Origin of the sequence: Streptomyces glaucescens, assembly GCF_002154375.1 — a bacterium.
Classification (GTDB): domain Bacteria; phylum Actinomycetota; class Actinomycetes; order Streptomycetales; family Streptomycetaceae; genus Streptomyces; species Streptomyces glaucescens.
The window spans coordinates 8,465-15,584 of the sequence record NZ_MUND01000083.1; the positions used below are offsets into that span (position 1 = coordinate 8,465).

Here is a 7,120-nt window from a genome sequence, read left to right on the forward strand (position 1 = left end):
TTGCGGACACGACCTAGCGCCGCACCGCCGACCGTCCGGGCCGTCCTCACCCGGACGGCCCGGGTGTGCCCCCGCACGCACAAGGGAACTAGTGCCCTCCGCCTGGCGTTGACCAGTACGGGAGGGTCCACTGGACGTGACACCACGACTCCGGTGAGACGAGTAAGCACGCAAGCAAAGGGTTCCCCTGCTGCACCACTTGGAGGGCGTACCGTGCACCGCCGGCACAACGGGCTCAGGACCGCAGTACTCCTCGGGGGACTGTCCGCACTCATCATCGTCATCGGCGGCTTCTTCGGCCGCACGGGGCTCGTCGTCGCCGTCCTGATCGCGCTCGGCACCAACGCCTACGCATACTGGAACAGCGACAAGCTGGCCCTGCGCGCGATGCGGGCCCGCCCGGTCAGCGAGTTCGAGGCGCCGGGGCTGTACCGCATGGTCCGCGAACTCTCCACCCAGGCCCGCCAGCCCATGCCGCGCCTGTACATCTCCCCGACGGAGGCGCCCAACGCCTTCGCGACCGGCCGCAACCCGCGCAACGCCGCCGTGTGCTGCACCGAGGGCATCCTGCGCCTGCTCGACGAGAGAGAGCTGCGCGGCGTCATCGGCCACGAGCTCAGCCATGTCTACAACCGCGACATCCTGATCTCGTCGGTCGCCGGCGCCCTCGCCTCGGTGATCATGTTCCTCGTCAACTTCGCCTGGCTGATCCCCATCGGCCGCTCGGACGACGACGACGGCCCCGGTCTCCTCGGCATGCTGCTGATCATGATCCTGGGACCGCTAGCGGCCTCCCTCATCCAGCTGGCCATCAGCCGTTCCCGGGAGTTCGAGGCGGACGCCTCCGGAGCTCAGCTCACCGGCGACCCCCTGGCCCTGGCGAGCGCCCTGCACAAGCTGGAGACCGGCACCAAGCAGCTTCCCCTGCCCCCCGAGCCGCGGATCGAGACGGCGAGCCACATGATGATCGCCAACCCGTTCCGGCCCGGCCAGGGCATGTCCAGGATGTTCTCGACCCACCCGCCCATGGCGGAGCGCATCCGCCGCCTCGAACAGATGGCAGGTCCCCACCGGTGAAGACGATCCTGAACGTCATCTGGCTGATCTTCAGCGGCGTGTGGCTGTTCCTCGGCTACGTGCTCGCGGGCGCTCTCCTCTGCCTCACGATCATCGGCATCCCGTTCGGCATAGCCGCCTTCCGCATCGGCGTCTACGCCCTGTGGCCCTTCGGGTACACCACGGTCGAGCGCCGCGACGCCGGCTCCCCGTCCTGCCTCGGCAACGTCCTGTGGCTGATCCTCGCGGGCTGGTGGCTGGCGCTCGCCCACATCGCCACCGGCATCGCGCTGTGCGTCACGATCATCGGCATCCCGTTCGGCATCGCCAACTTCAAGCTGATCCCCGTCTCGCTGGTGCCGCTGGGCCGCGAGATCGTCCCGACGGACCGCCCGTTCGCCACGACGCGCTGGTAGGGGGAGCTAACCCCGCGCGGTGACCCGCCGCCGTACCGCGTACGCGGCCACGCCCACCGCCAGCACACCCGCGCCCACGGCCACCGACACCGCGGGCAGGGAGAACGCCAGCAGCGCGCAGCCCAGCAGCCCCACGGCCGGGACCAGCCGCGCGGCCGGCGCCCGGTCGAGCGTCCAGGCCGACGCGTTGGCCACGGCGTAGTACGCGAGCACGCCGAACGACGAGAAGCCGATCGCGCCCCGCACGTCCACCGTGGCGGCCAGCACCGCGACCACCGCGCCCACGGCCAGCTCCGCCCGGTGCGGCACCTGGAAGCGCGGATGGACGGCGGCCAGCACGCCCGGCAGATGCCGGTCCCGCGCCATGGCCAGCGTGGTCCGCGAGACACCCAGGATCAGCGCCAGCAGCGAGCCCAGAGCCGCCACCGCGGCCCCCACCCGCACCACCGGCACCAGCCCCGGCACCCCGGCCGCACGCACCGCGTCGGCCAGCGGCGCGGTCGCGGACGCCAGCCCGCCGGACCCCAGCACGGACAGCACGGCGACCGCCACGCAGGCGTACACCGCCAGGGCGATCCCGAGCGCCATGGGGATCGCGCGCGGGATCGTGCGGGCGGGATCGCGCACCTCCTCGCCGAGCGTGGCGATCCGCGCGTATCCCGCGAAGGCGAAGAACAGCAGTCCGGCCGCCTGGAGCACCCCGCCGACGCCCTCCGACGCGCCGAAGCCGAGCCGCCCGGCGCCGGACTCGGCCGACCCCAGGCACACCACCACCACGGCGGCGAGCACGGCCAGCACCACGGCCACGATCGCCCGCGTCAGCCAGGCCGACTTCTGCACCCCGCCGTAGTTCACGGCGGTCAGGGCCACCACGGCGGCCACCGCCACCGCGTGCGACTGCTCCGGCCACACGTACGCGCCCACGGTCAGCGCCATCGCGGCGCAGGAGGCCGTCTTGCCGACCACGAACGCCCAGCCCGCCAGATAGCCCCAGAAGGGCCCCAGCCGCTCCCGCCCGTACACGTACGTGCCGCCGGAAGCCGGGTAGCGCGCGGCCAGCCGCGCCGAGGACATGGCGTTGCAGTAGGCGACCAGAGCGGCAACGGCGAGCGCCGGCAGCAGCCCCGAGCCGGCCGCGCGGGCCGCCGGGGCGAGCGCGGCGAAGATCCCGGCCCCCACCATCGAGCCGAGCCCGATGACGACGGCGTCGCCCACGCCGAGGGTGCGTCGCAGTCCGGGGCCGGAAACTGTCATGGCCGCACCCTACTGACCGGCCCGGCCGCCGCCGAGCACAGGAGAAGGGCGGGCACCGAACGCCCGCCCTCCCGACACCTGCCGGTCTCCGCGACCTACCGGTAGTTCACGAACTGCAGCGCGAAGTCGAAGTCCTTGCCCTTCAGCAGCGCGATGACGGCCTGCAGGTCGTCCCGGCTCTTGGAGCTGACCCGCAGCTCGTCACCCTGGACCTGGGCCTTCACGCCCTTGGGGCCCTCGTCACGGATGATCTTCGCGACCTTCTTGGCGTTCTCCTGGGAGATGCCCTCCTCGATCGACGCGAAGATCTTGTACTCCTTGCCGGAGAGCTGCGGCTCACCCGCGTCCAGCGCCTTCAGCGAGATGCCGCGCTTGACCAGCTTGGACTGGAAGACGTCGAGGACAGCCTTCACCCGGTCCTCGGAGTTCGCCTCCATGAGGATCTTGTCACCGGACCACGAGATCGAGGCGCCCACGCCCTTGAAGTCGTAGCGCTGCGAGATCTCCTTGGCGGCCTGGTTGAGGGCGTTGTCGACCTCCTGCCGCTCGACCTTCGAGACGATGTCGAAACTGGAGTCGGCCATGTCCTGTGGCTCCTTGTATCGGGTGCGAAACGGGTGCGTAGCGGCGTACGCGGGGCGACGGCCGGACCCCGCGGGGCACCGGGCCGCATCCGGACAAGCCTAGCCACCCCCCGTGGCCCCGGGTGCCGATCAATCGGGTGGCGAACCACCCCTGGGCATCGGGTATTGTTTACGTCGTTGCCAGGGAGCACCGCCGAAAAGCGGTTCGAACAGGCAATGACCCCGGCGGTGTGCCCGAGCGGCCAAAGGGAGCAGACTGTAAATCTGCCGGCTCAGCCTTCCCAGGTTCGAATCCTGGCGCCGCCACACGACCGAAAGGGTCTGTGACCAGCAGCAATGCTGATCACAGACCCTTTCGTCGTTGACGGTCCCGACCTGATCTTTATGGGCGCTTTTTCCCAGTGTGTCTCACCCTGATTCGGGTGCTGACCAGTCCGTGTGGGGCAGGTGTGGGGCAGCTTCGGCCCCCTAGTTGCCGCTCCTCAGTGCCCGCTCGATCCGGGCGTTCGCTGTGGCCGCACCACCGTCCAGGCACTTGGCGTACACCCGGAACAACACGGCCACACTGTGGCCGGCGCGCGCGGCTACTTCCTGCGGCTCCACCCCCGAACTGAGCCAGGTGGAAACGGCCGCGTGGCGAAGATCATATGGACGCTTGGCGAGCGGCGACGCGCACTGAGCGGGCGTGAGAGCACGCGCGCGGGCTTCCGCCCACACCTCGCCGTATCCGGTGTCCTGGATGAGCCCGCCGCGCTGCGTGCGGAACAGCCGTCCGTCGGGGGCGACGCCGTAGGCCGTGACGTGCCACCGCAGCATGCGCACGAGGTCGGGCGGGATCGGCACAGTGCGGACGGCTTTACGGGGCCGGTGCTTGAGGCCCCGCCGGTCGTGTGCTTCGCCGCTGTCCGTCCATGCCGACCCGGAGCGGGGGCGGGTCTCTCGGAGTCGCAGAGTGCCCCACCCTCGCCGGGGTAGGTCGCAGTCCTGGAGGCGTAGCCCGATGACTTCCGCTGGCCGCGCCGCTGCGAAGTACATGCACCCAAAGAACGCGACCAGACGGCGCCCGCGGGCGCTCTGGGTGCGGACGGCATCGAGCAGCGCGAGGGCCTGCCGGGGATCCGGTACCGACGCGGGGTCCAGCTCCTCCGCCACCTGTTCCGGAGCCTTCCACTGCACCTGTGGCAGAGGGTTGTCCGTCAACCGACCTGCGTCGACGGCGTAGCCGAGTGCGTTGTGGAAGATGGCCCGCTTCCGGCGAATCGTCGATGCGGACGCCGTGGTGCCGTCCAGCTTCCTGGTCACGGCGTCCAGGGCTGCGCGCACGTGCATTCGGTCGGCCAGCGCGGACGTGGGCAGCGACCTCCGCTCGAACCAAGCCAGCACGGCGGCCACGTCTGCCGGGGGCTCCTGGTCACGTCGGCTCATGTTGAATGCCCAGCTGTAGAGCGCCGTCCGCACGGTCTTGGCGTCGGCCATTCCCTTGGTGCTCGTGACAAGCGCCGGCGTCACGGTGGCCATGGCTTCCGCGAGTGTCCGGCGCGTCGACCCGGGGGAGTGCTGCCACTTCATCTCGATGTAGTCGCGCGCGTGCTGGTACCAACTCACGTCGTTGCGTTTCCGCAGCTCGGAGACCGGCACTCCGGTGGATTCATCGAACGGCTCGCCGGCGTGCGCGGCCCGCAGCAATTCGGCGCGTCGGCCCTCGGCCAGGGTCTTGGTGCGGAACGTCTGAGAGTGCGGAGTCTCGCCGGTCTTCCATCGCAGCTCTGCGGAGCTCTGGCCACGGTCCTTCCGCTGGCGGACGGACCAGATGCGAACGTCGTACGTCTTCCCCATGAGGGCCTTTCTGCGAAAGGGGCCCGGCGCGAGCCGGACCCCTGGGGTGGTGTCGGTGAGCCGATGTGTTCAGTAGGCGGGGGTGTCCAGGCTGCTGAGCCAGTCGTCCAGGTCGTTGCGGCGAACCCGCAGGTGACCGTTGGGCAGCTTCACCAGCCGCGGTGCCTGCCCGCGGGCGCGCATGCGGTAAAAGGCGGCACGGCTCATGCCGATTTCGGTGAGGACTTCGGGGAGCTTGAGCATCTTGGTGCTGGCCAAGGTGGTAACTCCTTCTGGGGCGAGGCGTCTGGGGGCCTTCTCAGAAGTCCGCTACATCCGCTACAGCGCTACATCGCAGGTCAGCGGGTGATTTTTTGTAGCGGAGAGGGAGCGTGTAGCGGCTACGCCCGCGCTACAGGGGTAGCGGGTGCAGCCGCTACACGCTGCGGTACCGCTACAGATTCACCGGCTCTGAGCTGGGCTGTAGCGGCGTAGCGGATGTAGCGGAGTTCTGGGGAGGTGGGCAGTAGCGCGCCCATGCGTCAGCCAGGTCCGCAGCGTGGAATCCCTTGAGGACTCCGCCGGCGGTGCGGATGTTCCGGGAGCGGATCGGCTCGTTGTCGGCCGTCATGTACTCCCCGAGCATCCGCGACAGCTTGCGGTTGTCCAGCGGCTTGCCGTCCAGGTCCGCCCACGGCGCGTCGTCCAGGGCGTTGAGCCGGTCGATGATGGCGATGGTCGGCAGCCGGTCAATGCCGATCAGCACGTGGTCGCGCAGGTCGGTCAACAGCCGGATGCCGAGACTGTGCTTGTCGGTGTGCTGCGCGGCGGTGACCAGCGTCAGGCACGCTTCGCGGGCCCGACGCGGCCAGTCGCCCCCGGCGGCGTCGGCGACGGCGAGCAGGGGTTCCCACACGTCCGCCGGCCGGTCGGTCACCCCGTCCGGCATCTCCGGCCACGCCCCCGTGACCTGTCCGCGGGCCTGTTCCGCCCACGCGGCGAGGCGGTCCCGCAGAGCGTGGCCCTCGGCTTCGTGGATGCGGGCGCGGAAGGCTTCCACGCGTTCGCTGCGGGCGCGGCGGCGCATGCGGATGACGACGGAGCGGGTCAGGATCGTGTCCGGCAGGGAGCCGAGACCGGCGACCGCGACCGCGCAGTAGGACGGGAAGGCTTGCACGGTCTGGTTGCCGCCGTCGCCGATGCACCGGTACGTCACGCCCGAGCGGCGGTGCCCGGCGTTGAGGAACCCGCGCAACTCCTCGTTGTCCCCGGCCTTGGGGCCAAAGATGGTGTCGATCTCGTCGAACAGGATCGTCGGCCTACCGTTCGCCCCCGAGACGGCCCGGAAGAGGGCGGCGGCGGACGCGTTGACGGCCACCATCGGCTGCGGCACGAGCGTTTCCACGATCTCCAGCGCCCGCGACTTCCCGGACCCCGGCTCAGGGGACAGGAAGGCGATGCGCGGGGTGGAGTCGAAGCAGTCGAGTAGGTGCGCGTGAGCGTCCCACAGTGCGACAGCCACGTAGGCGGCCTCGGTGGGAAAGACGTTGAACCGGCGGTGGAAGGCTTCCACCTCGTCGAGCAGCGCGGCCCCGTCGATCGGTGTGGGGGTCATGCGGCGTTCCTCCGTTCGTTGCCCAGGGCGGGCATGCCGGTGCAGAAGTGCTTGTGCGCGGCGTACTCGGTGACCAGCGCGGCCACGGCGTCCTGCCCGCGGGCGGTGCCGGTGCGCCCGCAGGGGCAGGCGTAGGCGGCGGTGGGAGTGCCGCCGGGCCGGGTGGACCACCGGGCGCCGTCGTAGTGGTGGCGGTAGACCGGTGGGGCGTAGATCCGGATACCGGGCCGCTCCGGCGTCGGGTCGGCACGGGGGTGCGCTCCGTCGGCGGGGAACCGGTTCGAGTGAAGAGCAGTGACGACGCCCTGACGGGCGGCGCCTTTCGGCTCGCCCACGACCGGCCGGACGTCGTGAGATTCGGCGGCGTGCGGGCCTGTCTC

Annotated in this window: 8 protein-coding genes and 1 tRNA gene; 3 read left to right on the forward strand and 6 right to left on the reverse strand. The window is 70.5% G+C overall.

Features of this window, described 5'->3' with window-relative positions; translation table 11 throughout:
- Positions 1-213 precede the first annotated feature (213 nt).
- Together htpX and CCN42_RS06465 are read left to right on the forward strand one after the other, a co-directional pair.
- Positions 214-1,077 carry a zinc metalloprotease HtpX gene (gene htpX / locus CCN42_RS06460; protein WP_086733650.1) on the forward strand — a complete coding sequence of 288 codons (864 nt, stop codon included), beginning with the start codon at positions 214-216 and terminating at the stop codon, positions 1,075-1,077.
- Complete coding sequence (locus tag CCN42_RS06465; protein WP_086168646.1) at positions 1,074-1,472, forward strand: YccF domain-containing protein; 399 nt, start codon at positions 1,074-1,076, stop codon at positions 1,470-1,472. The genes htpX and CCN42_RS06465 overlap by 4 nt, the downstream gene beginning before the upstream one ends.
- Positions 1,473-1,478: 6 nt before the next feature.
- Here CCN42_RS06465 and CCN42_RS06470 read toward each other — a convergent pair whose 3' ends face one another.
- Positions 1,479-2,726 (reverse strand): APC family permease, encoded by a 1,248-nt coding sequence (locus CCN42_RS06470; protein ID WP_086733652.1) that lies wholly within the window; start codon positions 2,724-2,726, stop codon positions 1,479-1,481.
- A gap of 95 nt (positions 2,727-2,821) precedes the next feature.
- A complete protein-coding gene (locus CCN42_RS06475) occupies positions 2,822-3,310 on the reverse strand; it encodes a YajQ family cyclic di-GMP-binding protein (RefSeq protein WP_086733654.1) in 489 nt (162 codons plus the stop codon).
- A gap of 224 nt (positions 3,311-3,534) precedes the next feature.
- Here CCN42_RS06475 and CCN42_RS06480 point away from each other — a divergent pair.
- Positions 3,535-3,616 (forward strand) — tRNA-Tyr (locus tag CCN42_RS06480).
- Positions 3,617-3,778: 162 nt separating this feature from the next.
- On the opposite strand, the gene CCN42_RS06485 is transcribed toward CCN42_RS06480, so the two are convergent.
- The 4 genes from CCN42_RS06485 to CCN42_RS06500 form a co-directional block, all read right to left on the reverse strand.
- Positions 3,779-5,146, reverse strand: a complete 1,368-nt coding sequence (locus CCN42_RS06485; protein ID WP_086733656.1) for a tyrosine-type recombinase/integrase — start codon at positions 5,144-5,146, stop codon at positions 3,779-3,781.
- A 69-nt stretch (positions 5,147-5,215) separates the two neighbouring features.
- Entirely contained in the window at positions 5,216-5,404 is a 189-nt protein-coding gene (locus tag CCN42_RS06490; RefSeq protein WP_169731414.1) for a helix-turn-helix transcriptional regulator, read from the reverse strand.
- 175 nt (positions 5,405-5,579) lie between these two features.
- Positions 5,580-6,740: a DUF3631 domain-containing protein gene (locus tag CCN42_RS06495; protein ID WP_086733658.1), complete on the reverse strand. Its 1,161-nt coding sequence runs from the start codon at positions 6,738-6,740 to the stop codon at positions 5,580-5,582.
- The coding region (locus CCN42_RS06500) for a hypothetical protein (RefSeq protein ID WP_245877173.1) at positions 6,737-7,120 on the reverse strand (384 nt) is incomplete at its 5' end. The genes CCN42_RS06495 and CCN42_RS06500, both read right to left, overlap by 4 nt.

Bases quoted from the DNA above. Each gene is read 5' to 3' on its own strand.
- CCN42_RS06470 (WP_086733652.1), bottom strand. From the start codon at position 2,726: ATGACAGTTTCCGGCCCCGGACTGCGACGCACCCTCGGCGTGGGCGAC.
- CCN42_RS06475 (WP_086733654.1), bottom strand. From the start codon at position 3,310: ATGGCCGACTCCAGTTTCGACATCGTCTCGAAGGTCGAGCGGCAGGAG.
- CCN42_RS06485 (WP_086733656.1), bottom strand. From the start codon at position 5,146: ATGGGGAAGACGTACGACGTTCGCATCTGGTCCGTCCGCCAGCGGAAG.
- CCN42_RS06495 (WP_086733658.1), bottom strand. From the start codon at position 6,740: ATGACCCCCACACCGATCGACGGGGCCGCGCTGCTCGACGAGGTGGAA.